Annotated in this window: 15 protein-coding genes and 1 pseudogene; 9 read left to right on the top strand and 7 right to left on the bottom strand. The window is 44.4% G+C overall.

All coding sequences use genetic code 11. From position 1 onward, the window contains the following. Nucleotides 1-7: 7 nt before the first annotated feature. The gene (locus QUA83_RS05730) at nt 8-3,541 is read right to left on the bottom strand and encodes an AAA-like domain-containing protein (protein ID WP_333292052.1); all 3,534 of its coding nucleotides are present in this window, start codon (nt 3,539-3,541) and stop codon (nt 8-10) included. A gap of 230 nt (nt 3,542-3,771) precedes the next feature. Further along, nucleotides 3,772-5,061 (bottom strand): annotated as a pseudogene (locus QUA83_RS05725) (AAA-like domain-containing protein). A 685-nt stretch (nt 5,062-5,746) separates the two neighbouring features. On the opposite strand from QUA83_RS05725, the gene QUA83_RS05720 reads away from it, so the two are divergent. From QUA83_RS05720 to QUA83_RS05710, 3 genes are all read left to right on the top strand, one after another. Further along, nucleotides 5,747-7,300 carry an ATP-binding protein gene (locus QUA83_RS05720; protein WP_333292051.1) on the top strand — a complete coding sequence of 518 codons (1,554 nt, stop codon included), beginning with the start codon at nt 5,747-5,749 and terminating at the stop codon, nt 7,298-7,300. Between the two features lie 101 nt (nt 7,301-7,401). After that, entirely contained in the window at nt 7,402-11,082 is a 3,681-nt protein-coding gene (locus tag QUA83_RS05715) for a GAF domain-containing protein (RefSeq protein WP_333292050.1), read from the top strand. 192 nt (nt 11,083-11,274) lie between these two features. Further along, entirely contained in the window at nt 11,275-12,492 is a 1,218-nt protein-coding gene (locus tag QUA83_RS05710; RefSeq protein WP_333292058.1) for an adenylate/guanylate cyclase domain-containing protein, read from the top strand. Nucleotides 12,493-12,639: 147 nt separating this feature from the next. On the opposite strand, the gene QUA83_RS05705 is transcribed toward QUA83_RS05710, so the two are convergent. Together QUA83_RS05705 and QUA83_RS05700 are read right to left on the bottom strand one after the other, a co-directional pair. Further along, on the bottom strand, nt 12,640-13,920 hold the full coding sequence (locus QUA83_RS05705; RefSeq protein ID WP_333292049.1) for a recombinase family protein: 1,281 nt from the start codon (nt 13,918-13,920) through the stop codon (nt 12,640-12,642). 3 nt (nt 13,921-13,923) lie between these two features. Beyond that, nucleotides 13,924-14,283 (bottom strand): VOC family protein, encoded by a 360-nt coding sequence (locus QUA83_RS05700; protein ID WP_333141263.1) that lies wholly within the window; start codon nt 14,281-14,283, stop codon nt 13,924-13,926. 175 nt (nt 14,284-14,458) lie between these two features. Between QUA83_RS05700 and QUA83_RS05695 the strand changes: the two genes are divergently transcribed. The 4 genes from QUA83_RS05695 to QUA83_RS05680 all read left to right on the top strand — a co-directional run bounded on the left by QUA83_RS05695 (nt 14,459) and on the right by QUA83_RS05680 (nt 19,055). After that, complete coding sequence (locus QUA83_RS05695) at nt 14,459-16,603, top strand: SpoIIE family protein phosphatase (protein ID WP_333292048.1); 2,145 nt, start codon at nt 14,459-14,461, stop codon at nt 16,601-16,603. A 156-nt stretch (nt 16,604-16,759) separates the two neighbouring features. Further along, on the top strand, nt 16,760-17,995 hold the full coding sequence (locus QUA83_RS05690; protein ID WP_333292047.1) for an adenylate/guanylate cyclase domain-containing protein: 1,236 nt from the start codon (nt 16,760-16,762) through the stop codon (nt 17,993-17,995). Nucleotides 17,996-18,026: 31 nt separating this feature from the next. After that, nucleotides 18,027-18,635: a DUF6272 family protein gene (locus tag QUA83_RS05685; RefSeq protein WP_333292046.1), complete on the top strand. Its 609-nt coding sequence runs from the start codon at nt 18,027-18,029 to the stop codon at nt 18,633-18,635. 66 nt (nt 18,636-18,701) lie between these two features. Continuing rightward, complete coding sequence (locus QUA83_RS05680; protein ID WP_333081064.1) at nt 18,702-19,055, top strand: slr1659 superfamily regulator; 354 nt, start codon at nt 18,702-18,704, stop codon at nt 19,053-19,055. Nucleotides 19,056-19,213: 158 nt separating this feature from the next. Here QUA83_RS05680 and QUA83_RS05675 read toward each other — a convergent pair whose 3' ends face one another. Together QUA83_RS05675 and QUA83_RS05670 are read right to left on the bottom strand one after the other, a co-directional pair. Next, nucleotides 19,214-20,695 (bottom strand): ATP-binding protein, encoded by a 1,482-nt coding sequence (locus QUA83_RS05675; RefSeq protein ID WP_333292045.1) that lies wholly within the window; start codon nt 20,693-20,695, stop codon nt 19,214-19,216. A 129-nt stretch (nt 20,696-20,824) separates the two neighbouring features. After that, nucleotides 20,825-21,547 (bottom strand): alpha/beta hydrolase, encoded by a 723-nt coding sequence (locus QUA83_RS05670; protein WP_333292044.1) that lies wholly within the window; start codon nt 21,545-21,547, stop codon nt 20,825-20,827. Between the two features lie 389 nt (nt 21,548-21,936). Between QUA83_RS05670 and QUA83_RS05665 the strand changes: the two genes are divergently transcribed. Both QUA83_RS05665 and QUA83_RS05660 read left to right on the top strand, forming a co-directional pair. Next, nucleotides 21,937-22,137 carry a hypothetical protein gene (locus tag QUA83_RS05665; protein WP_006634481.1) on the top strand — a complete coding sequence of 67 codons (201 nt, stop codon included), beginning with the start codon at nt 21,937-21,939 and terminating at the stop codon, nt 22,135-22,137. Nucleotides 22,138-22,303: 166 nt separating this feature from the next. Next, a complete protein-coding gene (locus QUA83_RS05660; RefSeq protein ID WP_333292043.1) occupies nt 22,304-24,166 on the top strand; it encodes a BamA/TamA family outer membrane protein in 1,863 nt (620 codons plus the stop codon). Nucleotides 24,167-24,345: 179 nt separating this feature from the next. On the opposite strand, the gene QUA83_RS05655 is transcribed toward QUA83_RS05660, so the two are convergent. Beyond that, nucleotides 24,346-25,647, bottom strand: a complete 1,302-nt coding sequence (locus QUA83_RS05655) for a HEAT repeat domain-containing protein (protein WP_333292042.1) — start codon at nt 25,645-25,647, stop codon at nt 24,346-24,348. Nucleotides 25,648-25,657 lie beyond the last annotated feature (10 nt).

Raw genomic sequence — 25,657 nt, 5'->3', positions numbered from 1 at the left:
GGAGAATTTAGCGATCGCCCACGGCATCGCACAAATGTCTATCTTCCTCCTTCACATCGGCATTCGTTCGCAAATAATCTCGCACCCAATTGCAACCAAACACCAGTGGATCTGTATTGAGAATTTGCTTCACATTCCACAAAATCGCCGTTTGATCCATGCTGGCGGAGACAAGGAAAGTGCCGTCGGGACTAAAGGAAACTCCTGTCACCGCACCTCTATGCCCCGTGAGCGTCGTCAGCAAAATGCCGTTAGAGTTCCAGAGTTTCACCGTGTTATCAATACTTGCCGTAGCGACGATTTCACCATCCGGGCTAAAGGAAACTCCCAGCACTCCCTGTGTGTGACCTTTAAGCGTTCTCCGTAGCAGTGTTTTCTGAGGAACTGAGGTGTCTGAGGTATCTAATTTCCAGAGTTTGACGGTGCCATCTGTACTGGCTGTGGCGAGTGTCTTGCCATCGGGACTGAAACTGACCTCTAGAGTCAAAGCCTCATGGGCATCAATCGCCTGCAACAAAGTCCCATCGGGCTTCCAGATAGCGAGAGTACCGCTGCTACCTACGGCGGCTAAAGCTTTTCCATCAGGGCTAAAGGCCACACTCCAGAAGGCGCTGCCATCTAGCTTCAGAGTTCGCACTAACACGCCGTTTGGCTCCCAGAGTTTTACCGTGGCGTCTGTACTTGCGGAGGCAATAATTTTACCGTCAGGACTCCAAGCAATTCCGTAAACTATACCTTTGTGGGCGTTGATTTCTCCCAGGAATCTGCCACTCTTGTGCCAGAGTTTCACTGTTTTTTCTCCCCCCACGGCAATGATTTTACCGTCAGGACTGAATGCGACATTCCAAAACCCTCCTTTGCCCTCCTGAAGCGTCTTCAGCAATGTGCCATCTGGCTGCCAAAGTTTCACCGTGCCGTCTGTACTTGCAGTGGCGGCGATTTTTCCGTCATCCGCGAAAGCAGCAGCATAAACACCACCGTCGTGACCTTGCAGGGGCAACAGAAAAATGTTTTTCGGCTGCCAAAGTTTGACAGCATTTCCTACACCCAGCGAAGCAATGAAAGTGCCGTCAGGACTGAAATCGAGATCCCACACGCCATCGCGATGCCCTGTAAAAGTTCTGAGCTCTTTGCCGTCTTTACTCCAAAATTTGATGGTTCGATCGTCGCTGGCTGAGACGATAATCTGACCGTCGGGACTGAAATCTAGACCCTCAACGCCACCTGTGTGACCATTAAGGGTTCGTAGGGGCTGTAACTCTTCGGCTGACGGGGCATTGGAAGGCCAAAGTTTAACAGTTTTATCCATGCTGGCGGAGGCAAATATCTCGCCGTCAGGACTGAACTCGATCTCCCAAATGGCAGCGCTATGGCCTTGAAACGTTCGCAGTAACTTTACGGAGGCCCCCCAGAATGCGCCGTTTTTTTTCCACAATCGGATCGTGCCCTCCCCGCTTCCGCTAACGAGCATTTCCCCGTCGGGACTAAAGCTAAGACTCCGAACCGCATCGGTGCGATCGAGAATGGTTAATAAAACCCCATTTTTGTCCCAGAGTTTAACGGTGTTATTCTCACCGGATGCGGCTAAAATCTCGCCATCTGGGCTGAACGCCAGACCCTGAAACTCGGTACTGTGTCCCTCAAGGGTGTGTAGGAGTTTGGGGCCCGACCAAGAAGTTCCCTGTTGCTGCCAAAGTTTAACTGTGCCCTCTTCACTAGCGCAAGCGAGGAGTTTACTGTCGGGGCTAAAAGCCAACCTCCATACCGTACCGTTGTGGGGAAGAGTCGCAACAAGGGTGCCATCTCGCTGCCAGAGTTTGACCTCGTTGTCTACACTTGCTGAGGCAATGGTTTGAGCGTCGGGACTGATTGCTAATCTATACAGTATCGCCTGATGTCCTGAAAAGCGGTTGAACTCGGAAGCTCCATAAACTGCCTGCTCTAGTAATAATTGCACGCGCTTTTCTAGTTCGGGATTTGCTATACCGAGTTGTTGCAGTTTGCGCTTGGCTGTGATGGAGGCGATGAGGCTGTCTAATTTTTGCTCTAAGGTGAAGAGGGCTTCGGATGAGGTGGCGATCGCTTCGATTTCACTCAATGTAGCTCGACGATATTGCCAAAAAGCTGCTGTTCCGAGAAACAGGGCGATCGCTAATGCGAAAGAGAGTGCAGCAATAAACCACTTTTGCCGTCTGGCATTTTTTTCGACTTCTTTTAACCTTTCTGCTTCTAACGTCAGTTGCATTTCTTGCTTGTCGAGTTCGGCGCTAGCTGCTAAAAACTGATAGTCTAAATCGCTCAAACTTTTTCCCTGCATCCAGATTTGAGCATCTTTTAAGGCTTGTCCCCTCAAAAGGCGCGAATCATCTGTTTGTTTGGAAGCGATCCAAGCATCGAAAGATTGGGAGTAAGGACGCAGTTGCCTTAATTGTTTATCTACCCATTCGAGGTTAAATACTTCTTGATAAATTCGGTTTTTTACCTGCAAATAGCCTTGGCTTTTTACCAATAAACCCGATAGTAATAGTTCGATTTGTTCTCGGCTGTCATCGGTTGGTACTTCCACACTTTGCAAAATTTGCTGGTAAATGCTGAGCAATCTTCCGGCGCGTTGTTCGTTTCTCAGGATGCGATCGCCTATCGTTTTCAGATGCTCCGGTTCGTCTTGCGATTCCCATTTATCGATGATTTGCGATCGCACTAAACTATCCACCCAAAATGCCTCGGCTCCAGGGGGAATATTTACTAATCCTCCCGCCGTTTCTAGGCTGGATCTATACGCCAAATAGCAAATTTTATGGGTGAGAAATGGCTGTCCTGAAGTCCAAGCTAATATTTGTTTGAGAACGGCATGAGGATTACTGACGGCACTCTCTAATCCCTTAACTAATAGTTGGGCTTCGTGCAGATCAAAACCCTGCAAATCTATAGCATGACCGATATTAAAAGGAGTTCGCTTTTTGTCGGCAATTAAATCGCTTGGCGTGGCTACTCCAAAAATTGCAAAAGTAATGCGGTTATACTCTGGATTAATCGCTCGCTGATTGTAGCAAAACCGAATTAAGGCAAAAAAATCATCGACAGCGAAATCCAAACTGAGAATGCTATCGATTTCATCGATGAATATAAATATCCGCTCGTGAGGAAAATTGACCAGCACGATATCTTCAATAAAATGACTCAATCTTTGCGAAAATGAAACCTCTTCTTCGTCGCGCCACCAAGTTTTTAAATTAACTTTTCCTAACAAATTGAAGCTGCGCCACAAATCCCCAACAATTCCTTTATACCACTGTAAGGGAGTGATATTTTCGCTACCGATACGAGTCATGTCGATCGTGCTGCATTGAAATCCTTCGGCTTGCAGTCGGTGCAGGGTACGGACTAAGAGAGAAGATTTGCCCATTTGCCGGGAGTTAAGCACGTAACAAAATTCGCCAGCTTTTAAGGCTTCATAAAGTTCGGAATCTGCTTGTCGCACTACGTATGTAGGCGCATCACTGGCGAGACTGCCACCAATTTGGTATGTTACCTGGGTCATGCCGTTTATGGGTGGGTTTAAAGATGAGTATTTAGTAAATTTATTTAGAGGTGAGGATGTGGTGCTGGAGCTTCATTATAATATAAATTATGCCAAACTTAGGTTAATTACCCCCTTGTTTTTTTAGTCCGCGTAGGCGGACTTTGTTTGTATAGTCGCGATTTCTAAGCGCCAGAAAACGTCGAGTTTTTAAGGCTGATATTGGACGCAAAGAAACTGTAAAGTGGGGTCTAAATAAAGTTGTGCGAACCAAAATAGAGGCGGTACAACTCGCAGCTTAGCGTACAGCGGTTGTTATCGATATGAATCAGCCCCATACTCAATAATTTAGAAGCCACTATCGGATCTAATTCGACTCCGTGTTCCGATTTTACCACTTGTTTAAGTGCAACCGCAAGTTCGGGATAGTCTTGCAATGTTGCCCAAAAACTCCGCAGGTAATCTTTATAAATTCCCGCTATTGTCGGAGCTTGTTGTAGTACCTGATCTAGCGTTACACTGTTTTGACAGAGGTGGTAAAGAGCTAGCCGCACCAGATAAGGATGTCCCCCCACCATTGCCATCAGTCGATCGGCATCGGAACCCTCTGTCCAATCCAGTCCGTGACGCTGGGCTAAAGCAAGTATCTGCTCTTCTGTAAAATAGGGCAATTGCAGCGGTAAACCGACATTAAAAGGCGATTCAGTTATCTTTAAAGGAATATAAATTTATGTGGAGTGAAGAACTATTAACCGCAGTTTTCCCAAAGTTTCAATCCGCTTTGCTTCTTCATGCCAGCTTCGCAGCAGTGGCAAAAATTCTCTAGCAATTTTGGGATATTCAAAAATTATATTTACTTCATTTAAAGCTAACACAAGAGGAGTATTTATTTCTGCTAATACATATTGTTGCAAATAGATGGTGCAGCTTACTTTGCTACCCATGTCTTCATCCCAATAATCATCTAATAGAGGTGGTAATTCTAGGTTACGGCTGATGTTGGCACAAAACCAGCGTAAAAATTTATCGATATTGGCTAAGACAGCTTCCTCGGCTTGCTGAAAATCTAAACTTACAGTTCGATAGTCAAGAGAAGTCGCGCGATCTAAAATCCGTAGCAGAAGGGAACTTTTTCCCATCTTCCTGGGAGCTTTAATCCGCAGCACACTTCCTGGTTTGGTAATCTCTCGATAGGCGAGTTCTTCAATTAGCGGATGAGGGATATAAAATGGCGAATCGAGGGGGACGGGAGATCCGGGAAATTCTAAAGGTGTTGCTAGGCATTGGCTGCGGGTAAATGCTTCAATTAATTCTCGTTCTTCTGCGGTCAGGGAACGTGATTCTACACAAGAGCGAAAATTTGATTTGCTAATAGATGTCTGCAAGATTTGAGAGAGAGATTGCCACAAAGACGAGGCGATGTTTCTCAGGTAATGCTCTCCGTAATGAGAGGTAGATGCAATACTTGTATAAGTCTTTCCTTCCCAAACTTGGCGGAGTATGATTTCTTGTACGGGATATAAATCTTTTTGTAATCGCACACGAGTTAGCTGTAGTACCTCATCTATCGTCATAACGGGCAATAACCATATAAGTGTATCGTTGATATTATCACTTATGATTGAGTGTAAAGCTCAGAGCGATCGCCGATTGGATTGCGACACGCTCCTGTCGCGACATTTTTCAGGGGGTAATTGGTCAAATCGGTTAAATATCCCCGAAGAGTATCACTGTCAATAATCAAGAATTCCCTCGCGGGGTAGTGGCAGGTGTATGTAACCTGTCTGCACTTTTCAAGGGTACAAGACTGAACCCACCTCTACAGGTTTTTGAGAATGGTTCTCTTCGTTAAGTTGAATCCGTGACATCCGTTAAATCTGGTAATTTCCCCGTTGCCGGACTGATCGCTGAGTGCTATAACCTAATTTCAATGGGCGCTGGCGCTCTTACTGGAAAGGAATCTGCGCTCATTTTGTCTTGATCCTTGGCCAAAATGTCATGCCGGTGTCACAGTTGGTAGTAAAGGCAGAATTAAAAATGTGACAGTTGACTTTGCTAAAGCTTAGTCGATTGATGTTAATTTAATTAACAGTAGTTTCAGATCGCTGCCTTTACTCATCACAAGCGTTAAGTCCAAAAGCATAATTCTTCTTTTTGTGCTAGCAGGTTTTTTGATTTCCCTGTAATCCTATTTTAACAACTTTAGCAAATAACCTACTTGATTTAATGCAAATGGTTCATAAAATATTTCCTAATTATTTTATTCCTCACGGTCATTGCTACTTGTGGAAGCCTGGATTAGTGGGGCTACACGTTTTGTCCGATGGCTTGATATCCGTCGCTTATTTTTTGATACCGATCACGCTGATTTATATTGTAAAAAAGCGGCAAGACGTGCCTTTTGACTGGGTTTTCATGCTGTTTGGCTCTTTTATTATCTGCTGCGGGATTACCCATATTATGGAAATATGGACGCTGTGGCATCCTAATTATTGGTTTTCTGGTTTTCTTAAAGCGATTACGGCGTTGATTTCGCTATCTACAGCAGCAGTGCTGGTGGAACTAATCCCAAAAATCTTGGCTATTCCCAGTCCCGATCAATTGGCGGTGGCAAATGTAGCTTTACAAAATGAGATTGGCGAGCGCAAACAAGCTCAAGAAGCACTCTCGGAATTAATGCTAGAATTGGAAAAACGGGTGATAGAGAGGACGATCGCTTTAGAGGTGGCTAATGAACGTTTGCAACAGGAAAATCGCGATCGCTCTTTGGCCGAAAATTCATTGCGGCATTCGGAAGCTAAACTGCGAGAACAAACTCAGCAGTTAGAGAACGCTCTGCAACAACTCAAAGGCGCTCAAGCTCAACTCGTGCAAACAGAAAAAATGTCGTCTTTGGGGCAAATGGTAGCTGGGGTTGCTCACGAAATAAATAACCCTGTAAACTTCATTTATGGCAATCTGATTCCGGCTGAGGAATACATTAAAGAGCTTTTGGGATTGATTAAGGCTTATCAAGTTTATTACCCCACTCCTGCACCGGAAATTGTAGACAAGATTAACAGAATTGATCTAGGTTTTATTTTAGAAGACCTGCAAAAACTTTTTCGTTCGATCAAAATTGGAGCAGAGAGAATTAGGGAAATTGTTAAATCTTTACGCACTTTCTCCAGGTTAGACGAAGCTGACATGAAAAAAGTAAATATCCATGAAGGTCTCGATAGCACTTTAATGATTTTGCAGCACCGCTTGAAAGAACAACCAAACCGTCCTCCTATCCAAGTGATTAAAGAGTATGGAGATTTGCCAGCCTTGGAATGCTACGCTGGGCAGCTTAACCAAGTATTTATGAATATTTGTTCTAATGCTATTGATGCTTTAGAACAGATTGTAAAGCAGGGAGATTCGACCAACGGCTATTGGGAAAATAATTGCTCTAACAACTTACAAAACGCCTATTGCCCACTGCTAAAAATTCGCATCCGCACCGTTTTAGTTGATGGCAAGTGGGTGCAGATTCACATTGCTGATAATGGGACTGGCATAGATTATGATGCGATCGCTAAAATTTACGATCCATTTTATACAACGAAACCTATCGGTGCTGGTACCGGGCTGGGTTTGGCAATTTCTTATCAGATTATTCAAGCCCATGAAGGTTATTTGCGCTGCACTTCCGAGGTTGGGAGAGGTACGGAGTTTATCATTGAAATTCCTTTGCGATCGCAATTTGGCGATCGCCACCTAGTGCAGAAGCAAGCTGTTATGAACAAGCTGGCTTGAGGCGTAAATAATGCTGAATCCAGCTACAATTTTCGGTTTCGTTTATTTTTTGCCTAACTGAGGCATCATCAAATTCATATTATCTGCAAATAACAAGTATTATGTGGGAAGCACTCAAAAATATTTTTTCCCCAACTCAGTATATGCCTCACGGTCATTGCTATCTGTGGCAAACGCCTTTAGTGTGGCTGCACGTAACTGGGGACTTTTTAATCGCGATCGCCTACTATTCAATTCCGGCGATGCTAATTTATTTTATCTTCAAGCGGCGCGATGTTCCTTTTTTAGGAATATTTGCTTTATTTGGTGCATTTATTATTCTCTGCGGCACCGGTCACTTGATAGACATTTGGACGCTTTGGCATTCCGCTTATTGGCTGTCGGGGATTGAAAAAGGAATTACTGCACTGGTTTCCTGCTACACCGCCGCCTCGATGGTAACACTATTGCCCCAGTTTTTGTCTTTAAAAACCCCCCAAGAATTAGAGGCCATAAATCGCAAGTTGCAGACTGAAATTGCGGTGCGTGAAGATGCTGAATTAGCGTTGCGCCACGCTTATGATGATTTAGAAATCAAAGTCCAAGAGCGCACGGCAGAGTTGACAGAAATTAATGGTTATTTAGAAGCCGAAATTAGAGAAAGAATAGCTGCTGAATCGGCTTTGCGCGAACGAGAAAATAGGTTGACTGAACAACAAAATGGTTTGCTAGAATTAGCCAAAAACTCTAGTATTTACGAGGGAAATATCGGCGAGGCGTTGAGAGAAATTACGCAAATGGCAACTCGTACCCTCAATGTTGATCGGGCAAGTATTTGGTTTTATCAGGAAGATAAATCCGCACTGTGCTGTGCGGATATTTACGAACTAACTCCCAATCAACACAGCGCCGGTGCAGAACTGAAAGTAGCTGACTATCCTAGCTATTTCCAAGCTTTGAACACAGAACAGACGATCGCAGCGGTTGATGCCAAAACCGATCGGCGCACCCGAGAATTTAGCGAATCTTATTTGAAGCCTTTAAACATCTCATCGATGCTAGATGTTCCTATTACCCATAAAGGGCAAATTGCGGGTGTAATTTGTTTAGAACATCAGGGAACGACCAGGAATTGGACCCTCGACGAACAAAGCTTCGCTAGCTATGTGGCGCAAATCGCAGCTTTAGCAATGGAAGCTCGCGATCGCAAGCAAGCCGAGTTAAACTTGCGTTCTGTCACCGAACGCTTGCAATATTTGCTGGCGACTACTCCGGCGGTCATTTTTAGCTGCAAATTAGGGGGGAATTATGACGTAACATTTGTCAGCGATAATATTGTTTCAATGATTGGTTACGAAGCGAGAGAATTTCTTGATGGTTCCCTTGATTGGCATAGCCTGGTTCATCCAGAAGATCGAGAGATTGTTGCTAGTTCATACGCTCAGATCTTGGAAAAAGAATCGATTTCTTACGAATACCGCGAACGGCACAAAGACGGTAATTATCGCTGGATATACGATGAGATCAAGTTAGTCAAAAATTCTGCTGGCATACCTGTGGAGTGCGTGGGTTATGGAGTAGATATTACTGCTCGCAAACAGGCGGAAGCAGCTTTGCAGCAACAAGTAAAAAGGGAGCGGCTCGTGAATTCCATCCAAGAGCGAATTCGTTCCTCTCTTAACCTAGAAGAAGTAATGACAATGGCTGTTGAAGAAATCCGGCAGTTTTTGTCAACTGATAGAACAGTTATTTACCGCTTTAACCCTGATTGGAGTGGATTTATAGCCGTCGAGTCGGTATCTGTCGGTACGATGCCGATTTTGGGAATTGACATTAATGACCCTTGTTTTCGAGAACGCTACGTCTCTGTTTACGAGCAGGGACACCTTCGCGCGATCGACAATATTTATACGGCAGGTCTTTCAGAGTGCCACGTTAATTTACTGAGCCAGTTTGAAATTAAAGCTAACCTCGTGGTTCCCATTTTGCAAGGTGAAAAACTATGGGGGCTACTAATTGCTCATCATTGCCGTAGTCAAAGGCATTGGACCTCTTCTGAGATAGAATCTCTTCAGCAAATTTCCGTGCAGCTAGCAATTGCCATCCAGCAATCCACCCTTTTTGAACAAGCAAAAACAGAAATTGCCGATCGCAAATTAGCAGAAACAGCATTACAAAAAGCTGTTGTAGCTGCTGATACAGCTAACCGCGCTAAGAGCGAATTTCTTTCTTCTATGAGCCATGAATTGCGGACTCCCCTGAATGCCATTCTCGGATTTAGTCAGGTGATGGTGCGCGATTCATCTCTCAACAATCAACACCAGCAGCATCTAGAAATTATTAATCGCGCGGGTGAACACTTGCTGGCGCTAATTAATGACATTTTGGAAATGTCCAAAATTGAAGCGGGCCGAAGTCAGCTTAATGAAAGCAGCTTTAATTTAATGCGATTGCTAAAAACCTTAGAAGAAATGTTTCGCTTAAAAGCTAAATCTAAGAAATTGCAGCTAAATTTGGAAGTGGGTGACGGCGTACCACACTTTGTTACGGGAGATGAAGGTAAATTGCGGCAAATTTTGATTAATCTTGTAGGAAATGCAATCAAGTTTACAGAGATGGGTAGCGTTACTTTGCGAGTAAAAAATCAGGTACAAGAAAGTTTGAGAGGTGAAACCGCAGAGTTTGGGGACACACAAAAAAAACTTGCCGGCGCGGGTTCTGAACATTCGGAAAGCTTAGCGGTTGAAACCACAGCTATACCAAAAAAAACCGGATGGTGTACTGGTTTTTATCAGTCCGAAAGCTTGGCGAACGTTAGTTGTGTAGACGCGAATGACCTGCGTGCGGAATTTTTACGCCTTCAGTTTGAAATTGAAGATACTGGTCTTGGCATTGCCGCAGAAGAGATGAATAAGTTATTTGAACCCTTTGAGCAAACAAAAACAGGTCAAAAATCTCAACAGGGGACTGGATTAGGTTTACCCATTAGTCGCAAATTTGTACAAATGATGGGAGGAGATATTACTGTCAGCAGTACACCTGATCTGGGAAGTAAGTTTGCATTTGATATTCAAATCAGCCTGGCCACTCCAAGTGAGATTAAAATCCTTAAACCGCAGAAAAAAGTAATTGGTTTAGCACCGAATCAACCAGAATACCGGATTTTGGTTGTTGACGATCGCGCCGATAACTGCCTAGTCATAGAGAGATTATTGTCACCACTAGGCATCCTCGTGAGAGAAGCTAGAGATGGTGAAGAAGCTATTGCTGTATGGGAGGATTGGCAACCGCACCTGATCTGGATGGATATGCAGATGCCTGTCATGGATGGCTATGAAGCCACCCGAAAAATTAAAGCTCATCCTCTCGGAAAACAAACTGTAATAGTTGCTCTTACTGCTAGCGCTTTTGAAGAGGAACGACAAACTATTTTAGGAGCAGGCTGCGATGATTTCATGCGTAAACCCTTCGAGGCAAAGATATTATTTGCGAAAATGGAAGAACTTTTAGGAGTGCGTTACATTTACGAGGAATCTGTTGATGCACCACTAGAAAATGAAAGCGAAATTAGCGGAGTGACTAGCAATCAATCTGTCGAGTCCCAACTCGGTCAAATGCCTCTTGAGTGGGTAGAAAAGATATCTCATGCTGCTCATGAATGTTGCGATGATAAAATTGTCAAGTTGATTGAGGAAATGCCGAGCCAGTTTGCTTTGTCCGCACAATATTTAACTACTTTGGTGGAGGATTTCCTATTTGACGATATTATAGAGATAGCGCAGTCAGCAGTTGCAACGCGGTGAAAATCCATGTTTTCAACTAATCTAAACTTAGGAGAGTATTTTATTAAAAAATACCTAAGATTAAGCCCTAATAGCGTCTCCTTGCCATCTATTTTTAGGAGAGAAAATCGGAAATTATCTGTTGCGTTTTTTTTAGGTCAACTTCTTAAGTGTTAATATCTTTTATCTTGACAAACTACCGTGAGCGATCGCATGGACAGCCATCAATATCCTACAATTCAACCCAACATTTTAGTTGTTGATGATAAGCCCGATAATGTGCGGCTTTTATCTACAATCTTGACCGAACAAGGGTATCAGGTTCGTAAAGCGCTGAACGGGCAAAGGGCGATCGCTACAGTGCAAGAGTTTCCGCCGACTCTAATTTTGCTGGACGTGATGATGCCAGACATGAATGGATATGAGGTATGTGCAAAGTTGAAAGCTTCACCAAAAACCAGTTCCATTCCCGTGATTTTCTTAAGCGCCTTAGATGACGTTTTAGATAAGGTGAAAGCTTTTGAGGTGGGAGGAGTTGACTATATTACTAAACCTTTTCACGGTAAAGAAGTATTGGCACGAGTGGCAAATCAGTTAACAATTCAAAGTCAACAACAGTTACTTCAAGAGCAAACGAAGCAATGCCAACAACTTGTCCAACGTTTGCAAAACGAAATTAAAGAGCGGCAGGGGGTGGAGGTAGCTTTACGGCTTGCTCAAACAAAGTCGGATCATTTATTGCTGAATATTTTACCCGCAGCGATTGTTGAAAATTTGAAAAAGGGCGAGGGTTCTCCTGCCCAGAGGTTTGATTCAGCAACAGTTCTTTTTGCCGATATTGTCGATTTTACGTCTATCGCTGCTAGAATGTTACCTCTAGAATTGGTAAATGTACTGAACCAGATTTTTTCAAGGTTTGACCAACTAACTGAAAAACACGGTTTGGAAAAAATTAAAACAATTGGAGATGCTTATATGGTAGCGGGGGGGTTGCCTGTGCCGAGGGCAGATCATGTAGAAGCGATCGCCAATATGGCTTTGGATATGCAGGCAGCGATCGCTGATTTTCAAACTGACAGAGGCGAACCATTTCAAATTCGGATTGGCATTCATACAGGGCCCGTAGTTGCTGGCGTAATTGGCACTAAAAAATTTATCTATGACTTGTGGGGAGATACTGTTAATGTTGCTTCTCGGATGGAATGTCAAGGATTACCGGGATATATTCAAGTTACTACTGCTATTTACGAACTGTTAAAAGATCGGTATTTATTTGAGGAAAGAGGTGCGATTACGGTTAAAGGAAAAGGAGAGATGATCGCCTATTGGCTAAAGGCTACAAAAGATAATTCAGCGGTTGAAACTGATTATTGTCAAACGCAGTCCACTCCTACCGAACTAATAGAGTACCCAAATACCCGAATTATTTAAGAAGTCGGGCATTTAAATTGCATATTCAGGGCGGGCGGGACACCCCACAAGATTTGGATTGTTTTTTGACAGACAATTTAAATGCCGCAATAGCTTAAGAAGTCGGGCATCTCACCTAGCATCTCTGGATGAACGTCGAGCTAATCCTTAAAAAATGAAAATAATTTGCAGTTGCCAATTTGTATTTTCCCGGACGATTTCAATGCGATCGATAAATTCTCGAAAGTAAAACCTGCGTTCTGATTCTGATAAATCGAGCCAAAATTGTGGCAGGGACACTGTTTGGGCAGTTTCTCGCAAATTTACTGGGGGTAGTTGGGCTAATTTGCTTTGCAGTTCGGCAATTTCGGTGCGGATTTTGTAGGCTCTAAACTCTGCCGTTTCTGTGTCTAAAATGCCGCTTTCTATCAGGGCCCAAAGTTGCTCTATGATTTCTTGTTTTGATGCGATCGCCTTGACAATTCCTGCTTTAATTCCATTCATATTCGGCATTTGCAACCCAGCAACAGCATCGGGTAAATCCCGACAAATACCGGCGATGGTTAATTGCAATACTTCATCGTAGGAAATGCCGCTACATTTAGGCTGTTTTGGACAGTTAATCGGTCGCAAATAAAGGTATTCTTTTTCTTTGCGGTAGGAGGTGACTTTGGCAACTGTCATGGGCGAGTTGCATTCTGCACAAATTGCTAAACCGGCGAGGGAACGTGGGGCGCTAGCGCTGCGAGGAGAAAGGCAGCGGTTGCGCCGCAGTAACCTGTCTATTTGGGCGGCTTCTTCTCTGGAAATAATCGGAACGTGGGTGTTAGAAATTACTTGGCCGTTTTGATATTCCAAATCGCCTCGGTAGGCGGGATTTGTCAGCCAGCGGCGGCCGGTACTTACAGAAATTTTTTTGTTGTATTTCTTGGCTAAATACCGCACGGAACCTCGCAAGGAACCGTAAATTAAAAAGTGTTCAAAAAAGTCTTTGACGGTGGGGGCGGTGGTTTTATCGATCGTATAACAATCTTTGCCGCGCCGGTAGCCATAGGGAGCCTTACCCGGTGGAATCCGGGATTTGATGCGGTTGCGCGCGTGTCCTTTGCGAATACTCCGGCTGTGTTGGCTGCGCTGGATTTCTGCGAGGATGTGCAGCAAGTTTTTGCGGTTTCTTGGTTCTGTTTCTGCTTGTACGATGATTTCGACGCCGAGGTTTTCGAGTTGGGCGAGGTGCGAACACACTTGCTGCAATGTGTCGCCTAGTTCTTCAAACCGCTGAATTAATAAGTATTTGACTGGTTCTGTTTGGCAGTCTTTGAGGAGTTGCTGAAGTTGTTGCCGCCCTCCTAAGTCTTGGTAGGTGCGATCGACTTCTTGACCCCAAATTTCCGGTGCGGGTGCTGCTTCCAGTAGCGGTTCGGTGTAAGAATAAGCGATGATTTTCATCTTTTACTCGCTGAGTTCGATGATGTTGCCGTCGGGATCTTGGGTAAATAATGCCGATCGACCTGATGCGCTCATTTGGAACGGGCAATTGTGAGCGATTAACTGCTGTTTGGCTGCCTCTAAGTTAGCAACAGAAAATGCTAGATGTCGGTTGCGTCCCCATTTGGCATGGTCTACGGCATCTGGGATAATTGTGGCAGCTAAAATTAGGTGGAGCTGGAAGTCGCCGATTTGATACCAGATTCCGGGAAATTTTAAGTCTCGATCGATTTTTTGCAGTTTTAGTACGGTGCTGTAAAAGTGTTGGGATTGTTCCAGGTTGGAGATGAGGATGGCGCTGTGGAGGGATTGAGTAATTTGCATTATTGTTGGGATTTATTGTTTTATTTTAACCGCTGATGGAGGCAGATGAGCGCTGATGAACGCAGATTTTTTGATGTTGGTTGAGTTTTTGATATGATAACATTGTCCGTCGCTCTTAATATATCCATTATCAAGTCTTGTAACAAAAAACTGCCCGCTGGGAGTGTTTTTAACAATGGTTTCTCAAAAAAGCGCGATCGTCTCCAAAGCGGGCAAATTCCGTCTCCGCAATGTCTTGGTAGTTCCCTTTGTTCTCCAAATTTTGGCTGCTGTTGGCTGCGTTGGCTATCTGTCTTACAGAAACGGAGAGCAGATAGTCAACGATATTGTTAGTCAGTTGCGGCACGAAGTGAGTGCGAGAGTTTACGAACGTGTTCAAACCTATTTGGAAGCTCCGCCACTGGTGAATCAGATCAATCAGGATGCTGTACCTTTGGGGGTGTTGAACTTTGACGATTTGGAGCAAGCTAGACCATATTTTTGGAAACAAGTTCTGCAATTTAAGTCGATCGGTCATGCGGGAATTGCCAACGAAAAAGGTCAGTACCTGCGTGTGGGTTGGGTAAATCGGCTAGTTGGACTTGAAAAACCTCAGCTTGCCCAGCAACTGATTCCGGAGGGTGGCGACTTGATATATTACAACCTTGACGAGAATGGAAACCCGACAACAATCGAAAAAAACACGCCTAATTATGACGTTCGCACGCGCCCTTTTTACAGAGTAGCTGTTGAGAAGAAACAGGCAGCTTGGAGTGAAGTTTATATTAATTTTGGCTACGGTACGCTGCAAATTAATGCGAGTCTACCCTATTATGATGCCGAAGGGAAACTAATTGGCGTGCTGACTTGCCAGATGGGACTAGATCAAATTCGCCACTTCCTGCAAACCTTAAGGGTGGGTAATTCCGGTCAAGTATTTATCATTGAACCCCAGGGTGAGTTAATAGCCACCTCGCTTAAAGAACAGCCTCTTTCGGTGGGAACAGGCAAAGATAAAAAGCGGCTCAAAGCACAGGAAAGCAGCAACCCGCTGATGCGTCAAAGTGTGCTTTATCTGCTCGATCGCTTCAAGCGTTTGGAAGATATCGATCAAACTGTTCAACTTGATTTTAATCTGAACGGTGAGCGGCAATTTATCCAAGTTTCTCCGCTAACTGACAAGTACGGCCTCAATTGGCTGAGTGTAGTAGTAGTTCCTGAAGCGGACTTTATGGCGCAAATTTATGCTAACACTCGCTACACTATTGGGCTGTGTATTGTGGCTCTCATTATCTCTGTTGGAGTGGGTATTTTCACCGCTAGCTGGATTACTCGCCCCCTGAATCAAATTGCTCAAGCTTCAGAATATCTAGCAGGTGGTGCTCTCAACCAGAACGTTGATTCCAGTCGGATTTGGGAAATTGAAACCTTAAGAAATTCCTTTAACAGTATGGCGAGACAACAGCAAGAATCTTTTGAAACTCTAGAAGATAAAGTCAAAGAACGTACCTCTGAACTCGCTACAGCCACCAAACAAATTGCTGCTCTCAACCAGCGCCTGAAAGCGGAAAACCTCCGCATGAGCTCCGAACTCGATATGCTCAAACAAATGCAGCAGTTGATTCTGCCAAAACCTGCAGAACTTGCAGCCATTGAAGATTTAGATATTGCCGGATTTATGGAGCCAGCCTCGGAAGTAGGTGGTGATTACTACGACGTACTTTGTACTAACGGGGTTGTCACAATTTGCATTGGTGATGTCACCGGACACGGATTAGAAAGTGGCATTTTGATGGTGATGACTCAAGCTGCTGTCCGCACTCTTCAGGAAATGCAAGAATCCAACCCGGTGCGTTTTTTAGATACCCTCAACCGCACTCTTTATAAAAATGTCCAGCGCATGAACTCAGACAAAAATATGACACTAGCTTTGCTCAACTATGCCGATCGCACAATTAGTATCAGCGGTCAACATGAGGAAACTCTTGTGGTCAGGAAAGGTGGTCAAATCCAGCGAATAGACACCCTAAATTTAGGATTTCCGCTCGGTTTAGATGAAGATATTTCCGATTGGATTAGCCATGTTTTAGTTGACTTAGAGCCGGGGGACGGGGTGGTGCTTTATACTGACGGCATTCCCGAAGCTAGAAATATGCACAAAAAATTCTACGGTATCGAAAGACTCTGTGCAGTGGTTTCTCAAAACTGGCATTTGAGCGCCGAACAAATCAAGGAAGCCACCATCGCTGATTTGCGAAAATTTATTGGAGAACAAAAGGTATTTGATGACATTACTTTGCTAGTATTGAAGCAACAGGGAAATATTGTGCATAATTTATGATTGACGGTCGTCAACCAGGTTTCTACGAGGAATCTTGGATTTAGTGGTCAAGCATCGAAGCTGAAACAGGATTTCGAGTTCCGCGCGTGTAAGTTATAATAATTTACAGCGAGGAAGTCAAACAACTTTGCACTTCCAGATTCGGAAGTATAAATTATGAAACCACAAATAAATTTAGCACCATCTAAATCTCCAGAAGAACTCTATACCCAGCTACAGGAGTTGAGCGAAAAACTTGAGGAAGTAGAGGATGAAAAAAACAGCTATGAAACGTTAGTAGAAATTGTCACGCAACACTCCACGGATCTGGAAAACCAGATCCATCATAAAAACCGAGAGATGCAGACTTACATCGAGCAGGTAAAAAAGGTTATAGATGCAGCTATTGCTGTAAAAAACAATAGCTTTCAACCTCAGATATTGTCAGATGTGGCAGCGCGCAGTGATGCACTGGGAGAACTGGCACAGGTATTTTCCCATATGGTGCAAACCGTGAAAACACGGGAACAAGAATTAGAGAAACTTTTGCAGGCTTACGGACGTTTCGTTCCCGATGAATTTCTCCAATTTCTCGGAAAGCAAAGCATGGTTGATTTCCAGCTTGGAGATCACGTGAGCAAAGAGATGGCAATTATGTTTTCCGATATGCGTTCCTTCACCACGATGGCGGAGCAAATGACTCCTCAAGAAAACTTTGACTTCATCAATAACTATTTACAGCAAATTAGTCCTGAAATTCGTAAGCACAACGGTTTTATTGTCAAGTATATTGGAGATGGAGTCATGGCAGTTTTTCCTGATGGCGTGGATGATGCTATTCAGGCAGGAATTGTGAAATTGGAGCAGTTGCATAAATACAATCAAAGCCGTAAAATAAATGGGGATATACCGCTAAAGATTGGCATTGGTATCCATGTGGGTGATACGATGGTTGGGATTATTGGAGATGCGAATCGGATGCAAGCAGATGCGCTCTCAGATCATGTCAATCTCACCGCTCGTCTGGAAGGTTTGACTAAGTATTATGGCGTATCTTTATTAATTTCTGGAGATGTGGTACAACGTTTGAGTAAACCCGAAAAGTATCATATCCGTTTTTTGGATCGGGCTATTGTCAAAGGTAGACAAGAAGCCATTACAGTTTGTGAGGTGTTAGATGTTGAAGTAGAACCAGTGCGATCGCTCAAAATTCAAACTTTGCCTATATTTGAGGAGGGTATCCAAGAATATTGTCAGGGAAATTTTGCTAAGGCTATAGTTTGTTTTGAACAGATAGTAGCACTAAATCCAGATGACAAGCCCAGTCAACTTTATCTAAAACGCATCCAATCGCTGTTAGAAAAGAGTCTTCCTGCTAACTGGAATGGCGTGTGGAAATTTACCCAGAAGTAACATTAATACATCAATTGGAGGGCGAAAAATTATGACATCTGGAAGCTTAAAAACAATGACACAAATCTTTGGAGAATTCATTGAAGACTTTCCTCCTGAACACGACTCCCTAGAACTTACATTTACCCCCAGTTCTCGCCCGATCAAACAGCGCTGGCGTAACAATCGGCTTTCAGCTCATTTTGTAGCCGATTATTTGTCTAGCTTTCTACCCGTGGATGAGGAGGATGCTAGCAGCGAGAAACGGATAAAAGAAAGCAAGGGAGCTGTGAGCTACGTAGCCAACGAACTGTTAGAAAATGCGATTAAATTTAATAACGATGATACCAATTACAAGGTCAGATTTGGCATACACTTTATTGGTGAAACAGAGGTGACGGCGGTAATTTTTGCCAGTAATAGTGTCAAGCCAGAAATGGCAAATAAATTGAAGGATTTTATTGAAGAAATTCTGGCTTCTGATCCAAATGAACTTTATTTGCAGCAGCTTGAAAAGAATGCGGAATCGGAAAGTGACACATCGGGATTGGGATTGCTGACGATGATTAATGACTATTCAGCTAAGATAGGTTGGAAATTCGAGTGCAGACCAGATAGTGATACCATCATTGTTACGACGGTGGTTCAAATTAGGGTCTAGTTGCTAGCATTTCAATATTTACTCTCTTGTGCGATCGCAATATTTTAGTCAGGAAACAAAATCACAATGGGCATTCAAGAAATTCAAGGTGAAGATTACAGCATTCAGTACGATCCAGAATCAGTCACAGTCACTTTCCAAGGCGAACTCAGCCTGAGCGGCCCAGCAGAGTATGCGCCAATAGTCGAATTATTAGATGAGGTCGCCAATCCCGAACCGCCTACTATTACCTTGAACCTAAAAAATTTGGAATTTGTTAACAGTTCTGGTATCAGTATGCTGTCAAAGTTTGTCATTGCCGTTCGGAAAAAGAAAACAATTCAACTTTTGGTATTGGGTTCAAATGATGTTCCCTGGCAACAGAAATCTCTCAGAAATTTAGAAAAGCTGTTGCCAACTTTGAAGCTCGAATTAGCGTAGGATATGTGTAAATTTTAACTACAGTTAACACAGGCGGGATGCCCGTGCCACACACAGTTAACACAGGCGGGATGCCCGTGCTACACACAGTTAACACAGGCGGGACGCCCGTGCCACACATAGTTAACACAGATAAATTTCGATGATTAGTAAATTGCTTAAGTTTGCTGGATCGGCAGTTCAATGATAAATTCTGTTCCCTTGCCGGGTTCCGACTCGCACCGGAGCGATCCTCGGTGATTTTCTACTAAGATTTTGTAGACAATAGACAATCCTAAACCAGTACCTTTACCGATTTCCTTGGTGGTGAAAAACTGCTCGAACATTCGCTCTTTTATCTGTGGTGTCATTCCGGTTCCCGTGTCAGCAATCCGCACTCTCACGCGATCGGGCCCAGCTAATTCTGTGGTTATCGAAATTTTTAGCGCAGCATAGGGCTGATTTTGTGATACCTCGTCCAAAGCATCGATCGCGTTGGTAATTAGATTCATAAATACTTGATTTAGCTGTCCTGAATAACACTCTACAGGAGGCAATTTTCCATAATTTTTAATTACTTGAATGTCGCGGCGGTCTATTTGAGAATTGAGACGGTTTCGCAAAATTAACACGGTGCTGTCAATGCTGTCGTGCAAGTCGCACATGGTCATGTTACTGTTATCGGTTCGCGAAAAGTTGCCCATAGATTTGACAATTTCGCGAATGCGATTGGAACCCATTTGCATGGAAGAGATAACTTTAGGCAAGTCTTCTACTAAAAAACCAAGATCTATCTCTTCGATTAGATCTGTAATTTCGGGACAGGGATTGGGGCAGTATTTTTGATAGAGACACAGCAGGTTCAACAAATCTTGAGTATAAATTGCGGCATGGCTCAAGTTGCCGTAAATAAAACTAACTGGGTTATTAATTTCGTGGACGATACTAGCCATTAGCGCCCCCAGCGAAGACATTTTTTCGCTGTGGAGGAGTTGAGCTTGAGTTTGTTTTAGTTCGCAAAGTGCGCGATCGAGCTGGGCGGCTTGAGCTTCCGCTTTCGAGGTAGCAGCACAACTTTCTTGATAAAGTTCAACCTGTTTAAGGTCGATTTCAAATTGTTCGATTTCGCTTTCTTGCTGGTATTGACTCACCACGGCATCGAAAGCTTCTAGCAAGTCGCCGCCCGCCGCTTCCACAATGTACAGCAGGTGGGGGTTTTCCAGGCTGAGTTCGGCATCAGGAACTTGCACCAATGCTTTTATTCGATCGATATATGCGCGCACTTGTTTGTCTAAATACAGTGGCGGCTCAAAATACATTGCCTTGAGGGTGGGTGAAGGGGGACTCACTAAGTTGACGCTGCTGCCAATATTAATTAAGTCGCGGTGCGATTTTTCCATAAGCTCGATCGCCTCTAACAAATTACCCCGCAGTTTAGCTCTTTCTACGCCATTCTGAGAGCAAACTAACCTCATGCAAAAAAAAGCCGTTCGTTGGGAAAGCATTCGCTGGCGGCCGCTGATGTTAATTACCGCAGCACTAATTTTTCTGGCTGTCGTAATTTCTTCCAGATTAAAGTAGTTGCTCAGTGCTGCCATTGGTAATACCCCCGACTCAACTAAATGTCTGTAGCTCCTGCTGACACAAGATTTAAGAGCCATAAAAATAATTGTACAAGACACTCATCAATATATTCTGTATTTCCTAATAAAGTAGTATACTAAAACACAATTATTGGCAATTAGTGGCTTATCACAATTTTTATGATTCGGCTTCTTGCACAGTTTTTCTTAATTATTCAAAAATTCACAAGTCAACTTTGCCATAATTTGAGCTTGAGTTTGCGGCAACCCGTGAGCAGCATTGGGAATAATTGCTAATTCTGCCCCTGGTATCTCGTTAGCGTAGGTTTCACAGTGCCATAGAGGAATTGTTTCGTCACTATCTGCTGCGATGAGTAAGGTAGGAATTTGCAATTGGTGAATTTCTTTTTCTACTGTATCAACTGCATCTTCTGGCCGCATCCGACTCATTAAAAATGACCTTGCTACTGGTTGAGATATCAACTCCCTGCGCCACCCAGAAATTTGCTGCAATTTCTCACTTTTTCCCGCTAAACTAGCAAAAGATTTTGCCAACTGCACGACCCAATCCACGGCTGGGGTTTCCCACAACAGCGGCCGCAAAGCATCGTATTGATCGCAAAAACTGTCGTCCCGAATTTCGGCTGGTGCTGCTAACACTAAACTGCTGACAGAATTAGGATATTTGAGGGAATATGCAGATGCTACCCAACCGCCAAAAGAATGTCCGATGATGCAGCAAGGTTCGATATTTAGTTGTTCTACAACTTGTCGCACAAAAGCAACTTCTACAGCTACGTCGTAGCGGATTTCTGGTTTGCTGGATTCTCCAAAACCTAACATATCTAAACTGATGCACCGAAACAGAGATTGCAATAACTCAATTAATGGCAGCCAGCAAGTCTTTTCTCCTAAGAAACCGTGCAGCATCAATAATGGTCTGCCGCACCCGATGTCCAGGTAGGCGGCTGTTTGGGTGGTGCTATTGACAAATGTAGTTAATGTGTGCTTATCATTTCCGGTTACACCGGAATGATGTTGACTGTTGACTGTTGACGCCGTGAACAGTGAACAGTCAACCGTCAACAGTCAACTCGAATTTACTATTCCGATGCTAACGGATTTGATATGCTTTTGTCGTCCAAGTGCTTGAGACTGCATGGGGATCGACTCGTGAGAGGTAATATCTATTTGTAAAGGATTGTAACAAAAAAGCAGTCCAAAGGTTAAACTTCATTACGGAGTACACAGTTAGAAATAGACCATGATATTGTCTATGATTATTAGAAAACTCTACAAACCCAAAGCAGGAGAACACTTTGAACTCTACTTTAAAACAGTACCCGGCTTGCTCTCTTCGCGAAGATGTCAGTGAGTACGTAGCACACCTACAGCTTCACATGACTTTACAAGCTCGCAACTTGCTCCCTACCATTACCACCGCTAAGGATAGTCGCGAACAACTGTTGCAGCAGACTCAGGCTCATTTTGAGAAACGAGTTTCTCGCCAAGCTATTTAAACAAATTTTCGGTTTCCCCAATTTACGATCGCCCGCGGTCGATCGAACTTTCCCAGATTTCAGCATCCCAGAAACCCGGTAGCATCAACAATACCGGGTTTCTTTTCGGCTAATTATGCAGGGGGCCAGGTTTTGGGTAATATGCGTTCGGTGTGTTTTAAATTTAATGTCTATGCGAATTCCGATTATTGCATTTTTGACTTTGGCTGGGCTGGCTGGCGGCGAATTGGCGGCGCGGGCGATCGATCCGAGTGCCGCACCGACTCAGGTCCAGTTTAGAGAGGAAGCCGCAGAAATTGACTTGCCTGATGCCTGTTCAGCAGAGATTGACGGGCCTGATGCGCGTTCAGTCCGGCAGGGGTTGAAACCCCTGCCTCAAAGCGAAAGTCCTCTGAAGAGGACTGAAGAACTCATTAGTCCTCTTCAGAGGACTTCAGCTATTAGCCAGGGACTTGAGTCCCTGGCGGTCTGTCGGCGATTGCTCACACCAATGGATGCGGGGTTAGTTGGTTTGAACCCAACTGTGCAGGATTTGCCGGCATCCGATGAGCTGGCAGCTTCAGCAGAACTCCGATCGCCCTCACTCAAGTCCAGCCACCATAAAGATTTTACATCTCTGTTAAAAACTCCGGCGACGCTGGCAGCCAACGCCGAAATCCCCGAAGCAGTAAACAGCAACGCCCGACAGCTAGGCGGTACTCTACAAATCAGTCAAGCGGGCAATGCTGAGGGCGTTTACGTTGCAGAGGTGAAAATTCGCTTTGTCAATTCCAGAGGCGAAGCTGTTGATAAAAAAGGGAATCCAATTGAGGGCAGAATTTCGGAAGATTTTATCCGAGGTGAGCTCAAACTCAAGGCGGGGGATAACTACAGCCGGGAAGTTGTACGATCGGATTTACAGCAGTTGCACCAATTGGGATTGTTTGACAAGGTTACGGTTTCGATCGAAGAAGTTGGCACGGATGTTAATGTAATCTACAACGTTCAAGAGCGATCGGCTCGCTCTTTTAGCGTGAGTGCCACTCTTAGTGATGATGTTGGCGTTGCTGTTCCTCTTTCCTATACCGATCGAACTTTCGGAACAACGCCCCAGCGGCTGGCGGTGGATCTTCAGCCCAGCCTCCGAGGTATCCAGTACGATGTCCAGTTTGTCAGCCCTTACGTTGCCGCCGAAGACCGTTTGGGATACAGTGTGAGAGCTTTTGGCGATCGCAGAATATCGGAAATTTTCAACAAAGATATTGATTTGCCCAACGGGAACCGAGTTCGGGAAATTCGGGTGGGGGGAAATCTGAGGTTTACCAGACCTTTGGGCGATTGGCAATCGACTTTGGGACTAAATTATACAAACATCAGTACGCGCGATCGCAACTTAAATATCGCCCGCCGGGACGAACTCGGCAATCCTCTCACATTCAGCGGCAGCGGCGTTGACGAGTTATACACAGTTTCTTTGGGCGCAATCCTCGATCTGCGGGACAATCCCTTCAACCCCACCAGTGGCTCGATTCTCAGCCTCAGCACCGAGCAGTCGATACCTCTGGGACGAGGTAACATTGTGAGTAACAGGCTGTTGGCAAATTATATACAGTATGTACCAGTAACTTTGTTCGGCATCAGCGAGTCCGAAGCCTTGCCCGAAATGCTGGCTTTTAACTTGCAAGCGGGCACGGTAATCGGGGATTTGCCACCAACGGAAGCTTTTCGCCTCGGCGGCCGCAATTCCGTGCGGGGTTACGATAGCGGGGATATTGGCAGCGGCCGGAGTTATTTTTTAGCTTCGGGCGAATATCGGTTTCCTGTGGGCAGGGATGTTGGCGGCGTGATATTTGTTGATTTTGCGTCGGATTTGGGCACAGGAGATAGTGTACTGGGAAAACCGGCGGTAGTCAGGGACAAACCAGGAACTGGGGCGGGTGTTGGGGTGGGTGTGAGGGTGCGATCGTCCTTTGGATTGATTCGCTTAGATATGGCTGTTAGCGACTCCGGCGACCTCAAACTTATACTCGGTACAAAGCAGCGATTTTAAATTAGTCATCAGTCAGTAGTCATTAGTCACAAGTTACAGCATATTCTGGAATATGCTGTAAAATCGAGTCAACAGTTAACACTCAACCATTCAGTTTTTCCACCCCTCCTTCTACAGTCAACAGTCAACAGTCAACAGTCAACAATCACGGACGGTGCAACCGGAATTGATATAAATGCTTAACGCTTTGGTTTCTTCACATCAACAGTTTTCGGCTTAGCCGCCGGAGTGCGCGGATAAAACTTAAACTTATTGAGCGCAGCACTTGCCGATTTTGCCACACCGCTATCTATATCTCGCAAAGCTTTTTGTAGCAGCGGAATCACTTTTTCAGACTTAATCATTGCTAGTGCTTCCACAGCAGATTCGCGCACCTCCGGGTGAATATCTTGAGCTAATTTTCCCAAGGTTTCTATTGCTCGCTGACCTTCCGATCTCAGAGCATTAGCAGCAGCCATTTTACCTAAAGCAGACGCTGCAAACTTGCGGGTTTCTTTGTCCTGACTTTGAACACATCCCATCAACTGCGGTAGGGAATAACTTGGTGCTTGTCTGGCAATTGGAAGCTGTTGTTCGACTTCGGGTTGAAGTAAATCAATTGATTGTGGTTCCGAAAAATCTGTGTAATTTAACTCTTCTTCAACTTCTGTTCGATTTAACTCACTTGACAGTTCCTGCCAAACTTCTTCTTGTGATAAACCTTCGGCAAATTCTGTTGAATTTAACTGACTGAACTGCTGATCGGGGACTTCTTGTTGTGGTACATTACTCTCGTACTGCTCTTGCAAAGACCTGATAGTAGCTTGCATCTGAGCTTCGTGTGCTCTCAACTGCTCGTGAGCCGCTTGCAACTGACTCTCGTATTGCTCTTGCAAAGCCTCCATATTTAACTGCATCTCAACCTCGCGGTTCTCATATTCCTCAGCAGTTTGCCTCAAGCGAATTTCGTGTTCATCTTGCAGGTTTTGCAAATGTTGCTCCATCTGAGCTTGATAACTTAGATGCAATTCGTCAGCAACTCTGAGTAAATGATGTTCGTGTTCTGCTTGCAAAGATTGGATATTTTGCTGCATCCTAGCATTGTTAGCGGCTTCTAATTCCTCGCTGATTTGTCGCCGCAGCTCATGCTCATCTACGCTAGGCACTTGTTGGGGCTGACTGTCGCGTTCTGCCAAAACTTGTTGGAGCTGGTTTTCATATTGAGCCGCAACTTGTTTGAGCTGGTTTTCGTATTGGGTAGTAACTTGTCTGAGTAAATTGTCGTGTTCGATAGTAGCTTTTCTAAGCTGATTTTCCCGTTCTCCTTTCTGAGATTCGACAGCTTGTTGCACCCGAGACATCTGAGCTAATTCTATTTCCTCACTAATTCTGCGAGTTTGCTGCAAGTATTCTTGCTTTTGCTTCTTTAAGCGCTTTTCCACTAACCAGTAAGCAACTGCTACCCCTGCCAAAAAACCTACGATCGCTCCTATGATACCCACAACTGAGATC

The organism is Microcoleus sp. K1-B1, assembly GCF_036704705.1.
Classification (GTDB): domain Bacteria; phylum Cyanobacteriota; class Cyanobacteriia; order Cyanobacteriales; family Microcoleaceae; genus Microcoleus.
Note: the sequence above shows the minus strand (reverse complement) of the source record. Positions and strands in the feature narration are given on the sequence as shown.